The following is a 15,074-nucleotide window of genomic DNA, read 5'->3' on the forward strand; positions in this document are numbered from 1 at the left end:
TGCATTGATTTTCAGGTAAAATAATAAATTTAATAGAGTTTTAATTGAAATTAAATTGGTGTTATGAATTATGAAGAACTGCCATTGATAGACATTTTTAACAGCCTGCGCCAGCGCCATGGTTTACCGTTGGGGATAGATGAGTATTTGGTGGTAGTGCGATCGCTCCAGGCTGGTTTGGGTGTGGGGAGTCGGTTGGAGTTGGAACAGTTGTGCTGTCTGGTGTGGGCGACATCGGAGGCGGAATGTCAACTAATTCGACGGCTGTTTGAGCAGATGTGGGCGCGTTTGCAAACCAATTTAGGGGAGGGGAGCGATCGCGCATCCCAGGCTTCTGTCTCTCCATCCCCGCCACCTCAACCCGATCAACCAAATCAGGAGTTAGAGGAATCTCCCAGTCAAACCCTAGACATGGATGAACCGGTGCAGGTGGTTCAGGCGGTGCGTCGCTATAAACCGGATAAAGAATTCAAACGCCCCCGCTATATGTTGCTAACTGAATATTTCCCCGTTACTAAGCGACAAATGAAGCAAAGCTGGCGTTATTTGCGTCGCCCGATCCGGGAAGGAATACCCGTAGAATTGGATATTGAGGCGACAGTGGAAACGATGGGGCGTCAAGGGATTTTACTGACACCCGTGTTAATTCCGCGTCGGATTAATCGCACAGATTTGGTGTTAATGATCGATCAGGAAGGCTCAATGGTGCCGTTTCATCGGCTGTCGCGACAGTTAGTTGAAACAGCCCAACGAGGGGGGCGGTTGCGACAAACTCGTGTATTTTATTTTCATGATTATGTTGATGAGTATTTATATCGTCATCCCGCCTTGGTGAATGCTCAATTAATGGATGAGGTATTAGCAGAAGTGGGGGAACGGGCGGTAGTCTTGATTGTCAGCGATGCGGGTGCAGCACGAGGTAATTTTGATGCTGAACGGGTGAAGCAGACTGAAGACTGGATGGAACGGTTAAATCAATCGGTGCGTTATACAGCTTGGTTAAACCCGATGCCGAATGAGAGTTGGTTGTATACAACAGCGGCGGAAATTGCCCGTTTTGTGCCAATGTTTGAAATGAGTCGTCAGGGGATGAATGCGGCGATTAGCGTATTGCGGGGGCGATACGGGGTTGGGGAGAAAATGTATAGATGATGGGTAATAAAGCCGGGAAATCAATTTCCGGAACCTAAAGCTAAAACCCGTTAAAACGGGTTGAATTATTAGGATGTATGTCAACTTAACAATGGCATGGCACACCTAACTTGAGGGATTAGAATTACGTCCGGAAACCGTAGGGGCGCACTGACGTGCGCCCAAAAAACCGTCCTATTCCACTATTTTAGCTGTATCAGTCCACTATCGTGAGGAGAGTGAAGTGTAACGCACTATTACTCAAAGTTATCATAGCTTACTAAAGCTAGCTTATACTATTAGTCAGTATTGTGTCTTCCCCAATCTCCAATCCCAATCCCCAATCAAAATCATGGCAACAACGAACCAAGAACGAGAAAAGCGAATCGCTGTTGAGCGGATTGTTGGGTTTGCCAAACAATTTGGGGAAGCCCATCTAAATCTAGCTTGTCACGCCGCCTTTCCTCTAGTTCTCACCCCTGACTTACTCTACCAAATTTGGGCAACCTTCATCCCAGAAACACCTTGGACGGCGGTAGCGCGGGTGCTGCTGTCGCGTTTATGTCGGCAGGTTGGCTATGAGATGTATGAGATGGATATTCAAGTTCGCAATCTGTTGCTCAGGGAATTGAAGGAACAGTTTGGGCAACAAAGATTGGAGGAATTGGGTGCATTTTTGATTGATTATGTAGCGCAGCAGCTTACTGAATATGATCCGGCTACGCAGGATTTACGAGAGGCGCAGGAGTGGACAGCATTGGCGTATACGCAACCGGCTGAAGCAGGGCAAAAATTGGCAGAGGTTCTCAGTGAAACTGTGAAAAGAGAGAACATAGATATGGCAGAGGTATTACGCCTAACTTCATTAGTAGAAACCTATGCAGAACCGTTAGAGGAATTTGGATTTAAACCTTTACTGCGTTACAGTCAGGCAATGAAAAGCTTTGTTATTGGCGACATAGCCGGTGCAACAGCTAAATTTGACAAAGTGCTTGAAGATAGTAGTCAAGAGGATATTCTTGGGATACAATTACCGATACCATCATTAGTTCCGACCTCTACCAAACAACCTCGCTCATATTACCAGGTTGGCGGAAGTTTACCTCCAGATGCTCCCAGTTATGTCATGCGTAAAGCAGACAATGATCTTTATCAGGCGTTGAAAGCAGGGATATTTTGTTACGTCTACAATTCCCGACAAATGGGTATATCTAGCTTACGAGTGCGAACGAAGAAACGGTTAGAATCTGAAGGAATTGTCTGCGCGGTGGTTGATTTGACTCGCATGGGTTGTCAGGTAAATGAACAGCAATGGTATAAGGGAATTGCTTACCTTTTACTCCGTGAATTACGACTTGCGTCTCGGGTCAATTGGAAACAGTGGTGGGATGAGCATGACTCCTTATCACCTGTGCAGCAGTTGGGGGAGTTTATTGAAGCGGTTGTGCTGGACATTATCACTAAAAATTTAGTTATTTTTATTGATGAAATCGACAGTACGCTAAGTTTATCCTTTCCCACCGATAATTTCTTTGCCTTAATTCGAGCCTACTATAATGGACGAGATACGCAGAAACAGTATCAGCGTTTAACCTTTGCTTTGTTAGGAGTAGCCAGCCCATCGGAGTTAATCCAAGACAAGACAAAAACGCCTTTTAATATTTGTCAAGCGATTGAATTACGTGGCTTTAGCCTAGACGAAGCTATGGTGTTAACACGGGGATTAGAAGGTAAAGTAGAAAATCCTCGATCTGTCCTCAGAGAAATTCTGAAATGGACAAACGGTCAACCTTTTTTAACTCAAAAGCTTTGTCGGATTACCCAAATGATTACCTATACTATTCCTGCTGGTAGTGAAGCACAGAACATCAAAAACTTAGTCAGGTCGCAAATCATTGAAAATTGGGAAGAAAACGATCATCCTGAACATCTGATATCCATTCGCGATCGCATACTCAAAAGTAATAAGATTGGTGCAGAATCATTACTTCGCTATTATCAGCAAATTTTACGAAGAGGAGAAATGTTAGCTGATGATAGTCCTGAGCAGAAAGAATTATGCTTATCAGGTTTGGTGGTTAAGCGTAAGCGTAATGGTAAGTTAACGGTTCAAAATTTAATTTATCAATCTATATTTAATAAGACTTGGGTTAAAGAAGAGTTAGCAAAAATTTCCCGGTAAAAACGGAAAATATCATTCCCGATATCTTGCCTAATGGTCATCAAATTAACGGCGTGTATAAAACACGCGATCGCACCCTCGACAATCATTCCCTCTACCAACCCGTTTTAACGGGTTTGATCTTTGAGCCGGAAATTTATTTCCCGGCTAAATCTTATGGCGAAAACAACCAACCCGTTTTAACGTTTGCCTTGGCTTTGAGGAAACGTATTTCCAGGAGCAATCACTCACTTATTCACCTCAAAATCCCGTTCCAACGCGGGAATTGCCGTGCCATTTAAATGGTGCGTCTTCTGGTTTAGCACATAAGCCTTCGCCTCTTCCAATTGTTTCCCTCCCAGGGTAAACACCCCATATCCGTGTTGCCAACTAAACGCCAAAGAAGAAGCCGATGGCAGATGATTCAAATGATACGCACTACTCCCTTTAATTGTCTTGACAAAATCAGCAACGGATAACTTTGGAGGAATTGAAACCACCAGATGAATATGATCCGCCATACCCCCAATCGCATGGAGAATACAGCCAATCCCATCAGCCTTGCCAATAATATAACGGTATAATTCAGATTCTCGCTCTGGAGTAATCAGAGGTTGACGGGATTCTGTTGCCCAAATGAGGTGGTAGTAGGTGCGCCATAAGGACATTATTTTTACAGAAGTGAGCTAGGAAGTGAGCTAGGAAGTGAGCTAGGAAATAAATTTCCAGATCAAATCTTAAACCCGTTAAAACGGGTTCAAACATTTACAAGCTGTGTGATTATTTTGATAGTGTCGTGCCTAATCGAGATTATACCTTATTTCTCTGTAGGCTAATATCTCAGAGCGATCGCGTCAGCACAAAACCGAAAGCCTGTCAGTGAGTAAGGCGTTCAACCCGTTTTAACGGGTTTCAGCTTTGAGCCGGAACTTTAGTTCCAGGCTATGTGATTATTGTAAATAGTGTCGTGCCGAATCAAGATTATACCTTATTTCTCTGTAGGCTAATATAGCAATCCTATTTAGGTTGTGGCAATTTTCAAAAATGAAACCCTTGCTATACCTGGCTTTCGAGCTTTTCGCTTGTTGCATCCTATTTAGGATTGCTATATCTCAGAGCGATCGCGTCAGCACAAAACCGAAAGCCTGTCAGTGAGTAAGGCGTTCAACCCGTTTTAACGGGTTTTAGCTTTTAGCCGGAACTTTAGTTCCAGGCTATGTGATTATTGTAAATAGTGTCGTGCCGAATCAAGATTATACCTTATTTCTCTGTGGGCTAATATCTCAGAGCGATCGCGTCAGCACAAAACCGAAAGCCTGTCAGTGAGTAAGGCGTTCAACCCGTTTTAACGGGTTTTAGCTTTTAGCCGGAACTTTAGTTCCAGGCTATGTGATTATTGTAAATAGTGTCGTGCCGAATCGAGATTATACCTTATTTCTCTGTAGGCTAATATCTCAGAGCGATCGCGTCAGCACAAAACCGAAAGCCTGTCAGTGAGTAAGGCGTTCAACCCGTTTTAACGGGTTTTAGCTTTTAGCCGGAACTTTAGTTCCAGGCTATGTGACTATTTTGAATAGTGTCGTGCCGAATCAAGATTATACCTTATTTCTCTGTAGGCTAATATCTCAGAGCGATCGCGTCAGCACAAAACCGAAAGCCTGTCAGTGAGTAAGGCGTTCAACCCGTTTTAACGGGTTTCAGCTTTTAGCCGGAACTTTAGTTCCAGGCTTAAATCTCACCACTTAACTAACTCAAAATCGGGATGACAGGATTTGAACCTGCGACCCCCTCGTCCCGAACGAGGTGCGCTACCAAGCTGCGCTACATCCCGCAATATCTCATCCATACTACCACAGACTTGTTAGGATTAACACTGGTACTTTCGTGGGAGCATGTTCAGGAGTGGTCGTTAAACCTGAATGGTTAAGAGTCAAAGCACCGCAATGGCAGCGCGTGGGCAACGTTAAGGATATTTTACGGGATTTGGCACTCAATACCGTCTGTGAGGAAGCCTCTTGTCCCAATATCGGTGAGTGCTTCAATGCTGGCACTGCTACCTTTTTAATTATGGGACCTGCCTGTACCCGTGCTTGTCCCTACTGCGATATTGATTTCGAGAAGAAACCCAAACCCCTTGATCCTACAGAACCCACGCGATTAGCGGAAGCAGTAGGGCGACTGAAACTTCAGCATGTGGTAATTACTTCGGTGAATCGGGATGATTTACCTGATGGGGGTGCTTCTCAGTTTGTCCACTGCATTGAAGCGATTCGCGCTATCTCGCCTCAAACCACCATCGAGGTATTAATTCCAGATTTGTGTGGGAATTGGGATGCCCTAGCTACCATTTTGCAAGCCAAACCTGAAGTTCTCAACCATAATACCGAAACCATCCCCCGACTCTATCGACGAGTACGCCCTCAAGGAGATTATCCGCGATCGCTTGAACTTCTTCAACGCACTCATGAACTCGCCCCTTGGATTTACACCAAATCTGGCATCATGGTGGGATTAGGTGAAACTGACGCCGAAGTGCGCCAAGTGATGCAGGATATGCGAGCCGTCAATTGTGATATTCTCACCATTGGGCAATATCTTCAACCTACTCAAAAGCACTTAGGCGTGACTGACTTTATCACCCCAGAACAGTTTGATACTTGGCGAGAGTTTGGCGAATCTATCGGCTTTTTACAAGTTGTCTCCTCTCCCCTCACCCGCAGTTCCTATCATGCTGGAGAGGTGAGATCATTAATGCAGCGCTATCCCCGAAAAGCGCCGATGCTGGGTTGAATGTAGAGACGTGCCATGGCACGTCTCATGGCACTTTAGAGTTTGTAGTAAGCGCTTTAGCGCTTCTGGCACTAAAGTGCCTACTACGAACCCAGCTTAAGTCAGTGCCATTCAACTTAAGATGAGGAACGCTTGTGTTGAATAATCGCTTGGCGAAAACCTAACACGACCAAAATATTAGATAGGGTGAGAAAAAACTCAGCACTCCCATGCAACCAATCCACATTGGCTAATTGTTCCCCAAACGCAACCTTGGCATAAATTCCCGCCGGAATCGTCACTCCCACAAACACCAATAGCGCATAAAATCCAATCAGTGCCAACCGTGGGGTTTGTCCGGAACGAGTTAGAAACCACAAAAAACCTAGGTAAGGGAATAAGGAAACTGCAAACAAAGTGTCTTTAGAAATCATCACATTATCGATTAACGTAGGGGCGCATAGACGTGCGCCCTTGTTCATTACCCCTCTGAATGAGTATTTTGGCTAAACAACATCAACGGGTGTTTGAGATTTTTCCGATTCGCTGCTATCACTCTGATCAGCTTTTCGCGCACAACGCCAAATCCACCAAGCGGCAGTACAAAGGGTAATATTTCCTAATACCGTCATCGAGGCTTGCAGGGTAACTAACCAATCCAACGATTCAGGATTGTCAAAAAAGTGCCAGGTACAAGCACACATCGCACCGACTAAGGCAGGAAACATGGCACAAGATAATGCCCACCAGTAACGATTGCCTGTAATGTCACCATAACTCCAGATTAACCAGATAGCGGCAATCCATTCGATAACGCTAGAGACGTGAATGATCCACGTTGGAACTGAAAGGGCATGCATAGAAAAAGTTTACTTGACGCGATCGCACAACCTCAATCATTCTAACCCCCACTGTCGCTCTTTTGCCTTAGGTCTAAAACAGTATGTAGATAGCTGATCGCGCCCTCGACTCTGGCACAATACAATAACTGAGGGGACTACTACATAATAAACGAATGGCTCGTACCCCAAAATTAACCTTTGACCGAGGAACCCTACTCCTCCATCCACCCCCACGGGGTAAGGCGTGGGTGGATTATGCGACATGGGATGATCGGGTGGAAAAGTTTCGGATTCCAGGGATGCACTATCGCCCCCTGGTGGAAATGCTGCAAGCCTCTGAGGTTGATTTTATTGATGATGCGAAGGAATTTATTCCTTTGGAGTTGGTTTGCAGTTTTGAGATGGAACCCTATCCCCATCAACAGGAAGCCTTATTAGCCTGGAAATTAGCAGGGCGTCGCGGGGTAGTGGTACTACCTACCGCCGCCGGAAAAACCTATCTGGCTCAACTGGCGATGCAATCGACGCCTCGCAGTACGTTAATTGTTGTACCCACCTTGGATTTAATGCATCAATGGTACGCGCAGTTAGAAGCTGCGTTTCCGGATGTGGAGGTAGGATTACTGGGGGGAGGTTCGCGCGATCGCACACCCATCCTAATTGCTACTTATGATAGCGCTACGATTCACGCCGAATCCCTGGGAAATCAATACGGGTTGTTAATATTTGACGAATGTCACCACCTACCCACCGACTTTTATCGCGCCATTGCTGAATATGCGATCGCACCCTACCGACTCGGACTTACGGCTACCCCAGAACGTACTGATGGGCGTCATAATGACCTAGATGGCTTAATCGGTCAACAGGTCTATCGCAAAAGCCCCGATGACTTGGCTGGGTTAGCCTTGGCAGAACATAAGGTGGTGCAGATTAAAGTCAAACTATCACACCAAGAGCGCGATCGCTACGATGCTTGTCTGAAACTGCGGAATGATTTTTTAAGAGAGTCGAATATTTACCTAAGTAGTTTAGACGGATGGCAACGGTTTGTGCAAGCCAGTGCCGGTTCTCAACAAGGGCGTCGCGCTATGTTAGCCCATCGGGAATCTAAGGAAATTGCTTTAGGAACGGAAGGGAAATTACGAGTATTAGCCGATTTAGTCGCGAAACATTATCCGGAACGGATCTTGGTCTTCACGAATGATAATGCCACAGTTTATCGGATTTCCCAAGAATTGCTGATTCCCGCGATTACCCACCACACTCCCGTCAAAGAACGTCACGAGATTCTCCAACGATTTCGCGAGGGAGACTATAAAATCTTGGTCGCCTCCCATGTTTTAAATGAAGGGGTTGATGTTCCTGATGCACGAGTGGCGATTATTTTATCGGGAACAGGTTCAGAACGGGAATATGTGCAGCGATTAGGGCGAGTGTTACGCAAGGGAACTGATCAGAATAAGTTGGCGATATTGTATGAAGTCATTGCGGAAAATACCAGTGAAGAAGGTACTTCTCAACGGCGACGCGGTTCTAGTGGAAAAGCCAAAGCTAAACCCAAACCTAAACCCAAGGAAGTGGAGAAGCCGAAGCATCGACAGTTGGAAATTTTACCTTCTCAACCTTACGAAGTGAAACCTTCTCAGTCGCCGAAAGCTGCCGAGTCTCCGGGTAAGTATGACGTATGATAGAGTTTGGTAGTTGCGCTTTAGTGCTATAAAAGCTACATCGCTTACTATAAGTTTCATTCAGATTAAGTCCGTTTTTAACGCAGAGGTTCGCAGAGGTTGGCGCAGAGGGACGCAGAGGTTTCCAGAGGAGTTTAAGTAGACAAATGAACATTGTATAGAATTGGAAAACCAATCGGGAACGATATAATTTACTAAGCTGTTCGGCATTTAAACCATAATGTCAAGAATTGCGAGATCCTTGTAGTGCGTTTAGCGAAGCCATGCCGCAGGCTTTGCATCTTGCTCGCTACTAATATCCAATTTAAATGCATTTCAGCTTATTGCATGTCCCTTCACTCATGACTAATGATTGCATTTGTTAAACTTTTGATCAAACTCGTAAAACTGGCTTTGGCTGTCAGTTTAGTGTTTCCGGCAGTTTATTTTAGAACGCCATGGTTGGCAAGTTTAAGGGATTGGGCATTTGGTTTGGTCTTTATGATCAGTTTGGGATTAATCGTTTCGGAAATTTTAGGCTGGACGAGAAATTCAAGCCAAAGACAAGTTATTCTCAGCGTTTTTATTTTAGCGATCGCGTCATTCAGTTTTTCTTTGGCGGTGACGACGGAAGTTAAGTTCCAGTTGACTAAACAAGCGATTCTGAATCGAGAAGCAAGCCAACTGGAAACTCTGGGTCAGCATTTTATTGTGGGTTATCGTAATCTTGAGGAGGTAAAAACTCTGGTCAAAAAAGGCGCGATCGCTGGTGTCTTTATCACTAGACGAAATATCCAGAATAAAACCCCAGACGAAATTAACCAAGAAATCCAATCGTTACAAGCCATTCGCGACAATCAGGGGTTATCACCCTTGTGGATAGCTACGGATCAAGAAGGCGGTATTGTCTCGCGATTATCTCCGCCTTTAACTCAATTACCCCCCTTATCATCAATTATTAAAGATAAAAAAGATATCGATAGTACCAAAGAAGACGTTATCCGCTATGCTAGTATTCAGGGTAAAGAATTGTCCGAGATTGGTATTAATTTAAACTTTGCCCCAGTCGTGGATTTAAATTATGGGGTTATCAGTTCTGAAGATAAATATTCTAAAATTTATCTGAGAGCCATATCCGCCGATAAAGATATTGTGGCTAAGGTGGCATTATGGTATTGCCAAACCCTAGCCGACTATGGCGTAACCTGTACCATTAAACATTTCCCTGGATTGGGACGAGTGGATACGGATACCCATCTTGAGGATGCTCAATTGAAAACGTCGGTAGCGGAATTAACCCAAGCAGACTGGGTGCCATTTCGGGAAGTCATGAGCAAAACAAATGCCTTTACGATGTTGGGACACGCTCAATTAATTGCCGTTGATCCTGACCATCCTGTATCGTTTTCTCAACAAGTTGTTACAGACATTATTCGAGACAAATGGCAGCATAATGGCATTCTAATTACAGATGATTTTAGTATGCATGCGGTTTATAGCAGTCAAGATGGGTTAGAGGCGGCTACAGTAAAAGCCATTAACGCTGGAGTTGATTTAATCTTAATGGCTTACGATACCGATTTGTATTACAACGCGATGAATGCTTTGCTTCAGGCTGAATCGGCTAATCGTTTAGATATTACCGTTCTGAAAAGTAGTAATACAAGACTCAAGCAAGCTATCAGGAAAATATTATGAATTATGAAGAAATAGAAAACAGTGAGGCGTAAATCAATAACAAATGGCAACATTTCCTGATCGCATAAAATTATTTATGTATTGAGAAACATATCAAACGCATCCTTCAGTTGATCCTCAGCGACAACAAGAACATCGGTTCTGTAAAGGCGCTGAGGTTTTTTATATGCATTTAAAATGGTGGAATCGGTTGTAGGTTGGGTTGACGCCAGAAAATAAACACCTGAAAGACAGTTGTAGAGACGATCCGCCTGCATCAATTAACACCTGTCGCCCACTCAATTTGATCGGGTGTCCTCTCCTGAAACCGTTGGATCAGTAGAACAAATAGGGTAACTGGTACGTCCATGACATGGAGGAATACGTTCGTGAAAAATACTCATGATTCGTCAAACTGAATAAGTTGTGTTAAATTTACGGGTTTAAGCAAGAAAAAATGGCAATGAGTAATCCCGCTCGATCAGAGTCTTCAGTTCCACCAAAACCCACCCAACCGGAAAAACTTAATCTTTCCACGAAAATGGCTTACGGGGCGGGTGATATGGGGGCGGGGATTACGGCTACCCTGTTGGCGTTCTCCTTACTAATTTTTCTCACCAATGTAGCTGGATTAAGTCCAGGGTTAGCCAGTACGGTGCTGTTAATCGGCAAAATCTGGGATGCGATTAATGATCCCATTGTCGGAGTATTAAGCGATCGCACTCGGTTCCGTTGGGGACGACGCCATACCTGGATGATCCTATCCGGTATTCCCTTTGGTGTGTTCTTTTTCCTGCAATGGGTTGTACCCCCTATCAATCAGTTGGCGCTGTTTTGGTATTACGTGATTGTCAGTATTTTATTCAACATGGCGTTTACAGGTGTTAATTTGCCCTATACCGCATTGACGCCAGAACTGACTCAAGATTACAACGAACGTACCAGCTTGAATAGTTTTCGCTTTGCCTTCTCCATTGGTGGGAGTATTCTCTCCTTAGCCTTGGGTCAATTTATCTTTAAAGTTATTCCCAATGATCAAACACAATATCTAGTCTTGGGACTCATCTGTACAATTCTGTCTGTTCTACCCGTCTACTGGTGTGTGTGGGGAACCACAGATCCAACGGCGGCGGGGGAACGGCGATCGCCGCAAACGGTGGAGGAGAGTAATGAAACGGAAATCCCTTTTTTAGAACAGCTAAAAATTGCCTTTAGCAATCGTCCTTTTCTGTATGTCATCGGGATTTATCTGTTTTCTTGGTTAGCCTTTCAGTTAACAGCAGCGATTATTCCCTATTATTTGGTTAACTGGATGGGTCAAGAGTCCTATTTTACCGCCGCCTTAGTGGTTCAATGTGTAGCCTTAGTGATGCTTTTTGTCTGGAATTTGGTAAGTCAGCGCGTCGGTAAACGGGCAGTTTATTTTATGGGAATGAGTGCCTGGATTGTCGCCCAAGGCGGATTATTCTTTTTACCACGGGATCAGGTGGGATTAATGTATCTCCTCTTTGTCATGGCAGGGTTTGGCATTGCCATTGCCTATCTCATCCCTTGGTCAATGTTACCCGATGTGATTGAATTAGATGAACTAAATACGGGTCAACGGCGCGAGGGAATATTCTATTCGTTTATGGTACTCCTGCAAAAAATGGGATTAGCGTTGGGGTTGTTTCTTGTGGGACAAGCGCTGGATTTTGCGGGGTTTTTGACTAATGAACCGGGTCAACCGATACCAGAACAACCAGCTTCGGCGTTGCTGGCGATTCGGTTAGTTGTTGGTCCATTGCCTACCGTGTTCTTACTTTGTGGATTAATTTTGGCATATTTTTATCCCATCACTCGCGAAGTTCATGCAGAAATTATGTTACAGCTTCAGGAACGCAAGTCGGGTACTGATACTTCGGCTGACGAAGGTTTGGAACTTGAGTGACGCTATGGCTAAAATTGGTAACCGTTCTCAAATACTCTATCAAGTCCCATAAAATAAAGCCCCATAAAATAAAGCCCCCCTTTGAAAGGGGGGAACTGGAGTGAAGGCGAGCTTTGAAAGGGGGGAACTAGCGATCGCTCTAGACTGGCTACATGCATACTCAACCCTCAACCCCAGTCCAGTGATAGACCGAAAGTTGTTTATTTATCGTTCAAGTCGTGATCATTTTGCTATAATCTTCCTCTAATTCGGCTGGGTGGAATATCCCAATTGATATCACGTTGGCAATCAAATTCACAATGACATACCCAAGAAAACAGCCAATTTCCCAAGTGCAGCTTAAACGTCAACAACGGGGAAAGCTAGCGGCGTTGGTGCTAGCCACTTTGTTGCTGCTATTTTTTCCCGTTAGAGTTCTTGCTCAAGACGCCCAAGCCTCGGGTGGTTTCCTGAATGCGATCGACAGTGTATTCTCGGCAATCGTCGCTGTCCTGTTTAAGTTTCTCTTCTACGACATCGGTGGTTTTCCGCTGATTGTGGTGTGGTTGATTGTGGCAGGTATTTTCTTTACGCTTCGCTTGGGCTTTATCAATATCCGTGCCTTTAAACATGCGATCGATGTGGTAAGGGGTAGGTATGATGACCCAGAGGAAGAGGGACAAGTCTCTCATTTTCAGGCGCTGGCGACAGCTTTGTCGGGAACGGTGGGATTAGGCAACATTGCTGGCGTGGCTGTGGCAATCCAGGTGGGAGGTCCAGGCGCTATGTTTTGGCTGACACTGGCGGCTTTTCTGGGTATGACAACTAAGTTGGTGGAATGTACCCTAGGACTCAAATATCGCATCGAACGACCCGATGGTACCGTCGCTGGGGGACCGGCTTATATGCTCTCACGCGGGTTAACCAAGATGGGGTTGGGTCCGCTGGGAAAAGGATTAGGAATTATTTTTTCCGTGCTGGCGATTTTTGGTTCGATGGGTGGCGCGAATATGTTCCAGTCTAACCAAGCCGCCATCGCGTTTGTGGGTACATTTCCGGGGATGCAGGGATGGATCGTCGGTCTGGTTTTGGCAGTGTTAACCGCAATTGTGATTATTGGTGGGATTGAGCGAATTGCTTCGACAACGGGGTTGCTGGTGCCCGCAATGGCGGTGATTTATATCTTGGGGTGTCTGTGGATTGTGGTGGTGAATTTGCCCCAAGTTCCTGCTGCGATCGCTACAATTATTAGCCAAGCTTTTGTCCCAGAAGCGCTTGAAGGCGGTATTGAAGGCGGTATTATTATCGTTATCGTGCAAGGGGTGCGGCGCAGTGCTTTCTCCAATGAAGCGGGAATTGGTTCAGCCGCGATCGCGCACTCGGCGGCTCGGACTGATGAACCAGTGCGGGAAGGGATTGTCGCCCTCTTGGAACCGTTTATTGATACGATCATCATCTGCAACATGACTGGAATCATGATTGTCCTAACGGGTGTCTATCAAGATACGGGTGAAGCGATCGATGGTTCCCAGATGACACTGAATGCCTTTGCTACAGTTAGTGACTGGTTTCCGGTGGTTCTCACAATCGCGATTTTCTTGTTTGCCTTCTCCACGATTATTTCTTGGAGTTATTACGGCGAGATTTCCTGGCAATATCTCTTTGGTCAACGCACTATTATCATCTATAAGCTGATTTTTGTCGCCTGTGTGTTTATCGGTGCCGTTGTTACTCCTGGTGCGGTGATTGATTTTAGCGATTTAACCCTGCTGATGATGGCACTTCCCAACTTAATTGGTGCTTATTTTCTCTCCAATGAGGTGGCGGGAGACATTAGCAATTATATGGAAAGGTTGCGTTCGGGGCAAATGCCAACTTATGCAGAAAAGCTCGCCACTCTGGGAGATTCCCACCAAGCTGGAAACTAATGCATCCCAACAAATTTTGAGTTTTGTGAGTTGTAGGGGCGGGTTTCACTATTATCGTTTCTTGTCATCCAGATGTCACTAAACCCGCCCTGGCTTCAAAGAAAAATTCAGAATCTCATGGTAATCGCTTCCATTCACACAAGCTACACGGAAATGAACAATTAATAATTATGAGCTGGCTAAAAAAGAACGATGTGCTTGTACCGACTGATTTCTCTGATATATCCTTTACCGCACTGGCTCCGGCTTTAGAGTTTGTCGAGGACATATCTCATTTGCATGTCATCCACGTTCTACTGCCTTTGAGTGCAGTCGATCCAGGTACGATATGGAAAACGGTTACTTCAGAATCTCGACAAAACAACGCTCAATCTTTTTTGAAAAACAAGCTGAGTGAACTGGGGTATGTAGGAGTACAACATCAGGTTTCGATTGGAACTCCTAGTCATGAAATTGTGGACTATGCCAAAGAAAAAGGAATTGAATTAATTGTTATGCCCACTCACGGACACACAGGTGTCAAGCGGGTTTTGATGGGTTCTGTGGCTGAGCAAGTGGTACGGTTGTCTCCTTGTCCGGTGTTGTTACTCCGTTGAAGCGGTAGAAGGGTATCAGGATGGAAGGATTAACTCTCGCGATCGCAGGGGGTGATCTGGAAATGTTAAGCTGTAATTAGAAGCCGTTTTAATCAATCCCTATTTGGTAAAGAGTTCATGCCTAGAGCGAAAGTACAGTTCACGTCTCATCAGAATTGTCATCCCAATTATGCTAATGTGGCTTTAGTTAATCCCCTGGATGATGATATAATTATTGACTTTGGATTTGTAGACCCTCTTGGGTTCAGAGAGTTAAGACAAACTTCCGAAGAAGAGATTGCTGTTGAGTCTAAACCTCTAGCCCGTTTGATTGTTAGTCCCACGATAGCCAAACAATTGATTGATGATCTGCAAGAAGCGTTAAATCTCACTAGTGAAAAGGAGGAATAAA

Annotated in this window: 12 protein-coding genes and 1 tRNA gene; 9 read left to right on the forward strand and 4 right to left on the reverse strand. The window is 44.9% G+C overall.

Going from position 1 to position 15,074, the window contains the following annotated elements:
* Nucleotides 1–63: 63 nt before the first annotated feature.
* On the forward strand, nucleotides 64–1,152 hold the full coding sequence (locus MC7420_RS00085; protein WP_006097926.1) for a VWA domain-containing protein: 1,089 nt from the start codon (nucleotides 64–66) through the stop codon (nucleotides 1,150–1,152).
* A gap of 331 nt (nucleotides 1,153–1,483) precedes the next feature.
* A complete protein-coding gene (locus MC7420_RS34690; RefSeq protein ID WP_006098205.1) occupies nucleotides 1,484–3,313 on the forward strand; it encodes an AAA-like domain-containing protein in 1,830 nt (609 codons plus the stop codon).
* 227 nt (nucleotides 3,314–3,540) lie between these two features.
* On the opposite strand, the gene tnpA is transcribed toward MC7420_RS34690, so the two are convergent.
* Both tnpA and MC7420_RS00100 read right to left on the reverse strand, forming a co-directional pair.
* Complete coding sequence (gene tnpA, locus MC7420_RS00095; protein WP_006098038.1) at nucleotides 3,541–3,960, reverse strand: IS200/IS605 family transposase; 420 nt, start codon at nucleotides 3,958–3,960, stop codon at nucleotides 3,541–3,543.
* A 1,089-nt stretch (nucleotides 3,961–5,049) separates the two neighbouring features.
* Nucleotides 5,050–5,123, reverse strand: a tRNA-Pro gene (locus MC7420_RS00100).
* 71 nt (nucleotides 5,124–5,194) lie between these two features.
* Between MC7420_RS00100 and lipA the strand changes: the two genes are divergently transcribed.
* On the forward strand, nucleotides 5,195–6,082 hold the full coding sequence (gene lipA, locus MC7420_RS00105; RefSeq protein WP_006098315.1) for a lipoyl synthase: 888 nt from the start codon (nucleotides 5,195–5,197) through the stop codon (nucleotides 6,080–6,082).
* A 116-nt stretch (nucleotides 6,083–6,198) separates the two neighbouring features.
* Here the strand turns inward: lipA and MC7420_RS00110 are convergent, their stop codons facing one another.
* Complete coding sequence (locus MC7420_RS00110) at nucleotides 6,199–6,495, reverse strand: DUF3593 domain-containing protein (protein ID WP_044204340.1); 297 nt, start codon at nucleotides 6,493–6,495, stop codon at nucleotides 6,199–6,201.
* 72 nt (nucleotides 6,496–6,567) lie between these two features.
* A complete protein-coding gene (locus MC7420_RS00115; protein WP_006098050.1) occupies nucleotides 6,568–6,921 on the reverse strand; it encodes a DUF2499 domain-containing protein in 354 nt (117 codons plus the stop codon).
* Between the two features lie 155 nt (nucleotides 6,922–7,076).
* Between MC7420_RS00115 and MC7420_RS00120 the strand changes: the two genes are divergently transcribed.
* From MC7420_RS00120 to MC7420_RS00150, 6 genes are all read left to right on the forward strand, one after another.
* Complete coding sequence (locus tag MC7420_RS00120; RefSeq protein ID WP_006098039.1) at nucleotides 7,077–8,594, forward strand: DEAD/DEAH box helicase family protein; 1,518 nt, start codon at nucleotides 7,077–7,079, stop codon at nucleotides 8,592–8,594.
* Nucleotides 8,595–8,942: 348 nt separating this feature from the next.
* Complete coding sequence (locus MC7420_RS00125; RefSeq protein ID WP_006098187.1) at nucleotides 8,943–10,271, forward strand: glycoside hydrolase family 3 N-terminal domain-containing protein; 1,329 nt, start codon at nucleotides 8,943–8,945, stop codon at nucleotides 10,269–10,271.
* 436 nt (nucleotides 10,272–10,707) lie between these two features.
* Nucleotides 10,708–12,180, forward strand: coding sequence for an MFS transporter (locus MC7420_RS00135; RefSeq protein ID WP_006098237.1), 1,473 nt, complete (start codon nucleotides 10,708–10,710; stop codon nucleotides 12,178–12,180).
* A 299-nt stretch (nucleotides 12,181–12,479) separates the two neighbouring features.
* Nucleotides 12,480–14,087 (forward strand): alanine/glycine:cation symporter family protein, encoded by a 1,608-nt coding sequence (locus MC7420_RS00140; protein WP_006097934.1) that lies wholly within the window; start codon nucleotides 12,480–12,482, stop codon nucleotides 14,085–14,087.
* A 170-nt stretch (nucleotides 14,088–14,257) separates the two neighbouring features.
* Nucleotides 14,258–14,683, forward strand: a complete 426-nt coding sequence (locus MC7420_RS00145) for a universal stress protein (RefSeq protein ID WP_044204076.1) — start codon at nucleotides 14,258–14,260, stop codon at nucleotides 14,681–14,683.
* A 117-nt stretch (nucleotides 14,684–14,800) separates the two neighbouring features.
* A complete protein-coding gene (locus MC7420_RS00150; protein ID WP_006097831.1) occupies nucleotides 14,801–15,073 on the forward strand; it encodes a DUF3467 domain-containing protein in 273 nt (90 codons plus the stop codon).
* Nucleotide 15,074: the final 1 nt, after the last annotated feature.

Origin of the sequence: Coleofasciculus chthonoplastes PCC 7420, from assembly GCF_000155555.1 — a bacterium.
Taxonomy (GTDB): Bacteria; Cyanobacteriota; Cyanobacteriia; order Cyanobacteriales; family Coleofasciculaceae; genus Coleofasciculus; species Coleofasciculus chthonoplastes_A.

What these genes read in the sequence shown, in the direction of transcription:
- MC7420_RS00085 (WP_006097926.1), top strand. Translation starts at nt 64, where the DNA reads ATGAATTATGAAGAACTGCCATTGATAGACATTTTTAACAGCCTGCGC.
- MC7420_RS34690 (WP_006098205.1), top strand. Translation starts at nt 1,484, where the DNA reads ATGGCAACAACGAACCAAGAACGAGAAAAGCGAATCGCTGTTGAGCGG.
- tnpA (WP_006098038.1), bottom strand. Translation starts at nt 3,960, where the DNA reads ATGTCCTTATGGCGCACCTACTACCACCTCATTTGGGCAACAGAATCC.
- MC7420_RS00110 (WP_044204340.1), bottom strand. Translation starts at nt 6,495, where the DNA reads ATGATTTCTAAAGACACTTTGTTTGCAGTTTCCTTATTCCCTTACCTA.
- MC7420_RS00115 (WP_006098050.1), bottom strand. Translation starts at nt 6,921, where the DNA reads ATGCATGCCCTTTCAGTTCCAACGTGGATCATTCACGTCTCTAGCGTT.
- MC7420_RS00120 (WP_006098039.1), top strand. Translation starts at nt 7,077, where the DNA reads ATGGCTCGTACCCCAAAATTAACCTTTGACCGAGGAACCCTACTCCTC.
- MC7420_RS00125 (WP_006098187.1), top strand. Translation starts at nt 8,943, where the DNA reads ATGATTGCATTTGTTAAACTTTTGATCAAACTCGTAAAACTGGCTTTG.
- MC7420_RS00135 (WP_006098237.1), top strand. Translation starts at nt 10,708, where the DNA reads ATGGCAATGAGTAATCCCGCTCGATCAGAGTCTTCAGTTCCACCAAAA.
- MC7420_RS00140 (WP_006097934.1), top strand. Translation starts at nt 12,480, where the DNA reads ATGACATACCCAAGAAAACAGCCAATTTCCCAAGTGCAGCTTAAACGT.
- MC7420_RS00145 (WP_044204076.1), top strand. Translation starts at nt 14,258, where the DNA reads ATGAGCTGGCTAAAAAAGAACGATGTGCTTGTACCGACTGATTTCTCT.
- MC7420_RS00150 (WP_006097831.1), top strand. Translation starts at nt 14,801, where the DNA reads ATGCCTAGAGCGAAAGTACAGTTCACGTCTCATCAGAATTGTCATCCC.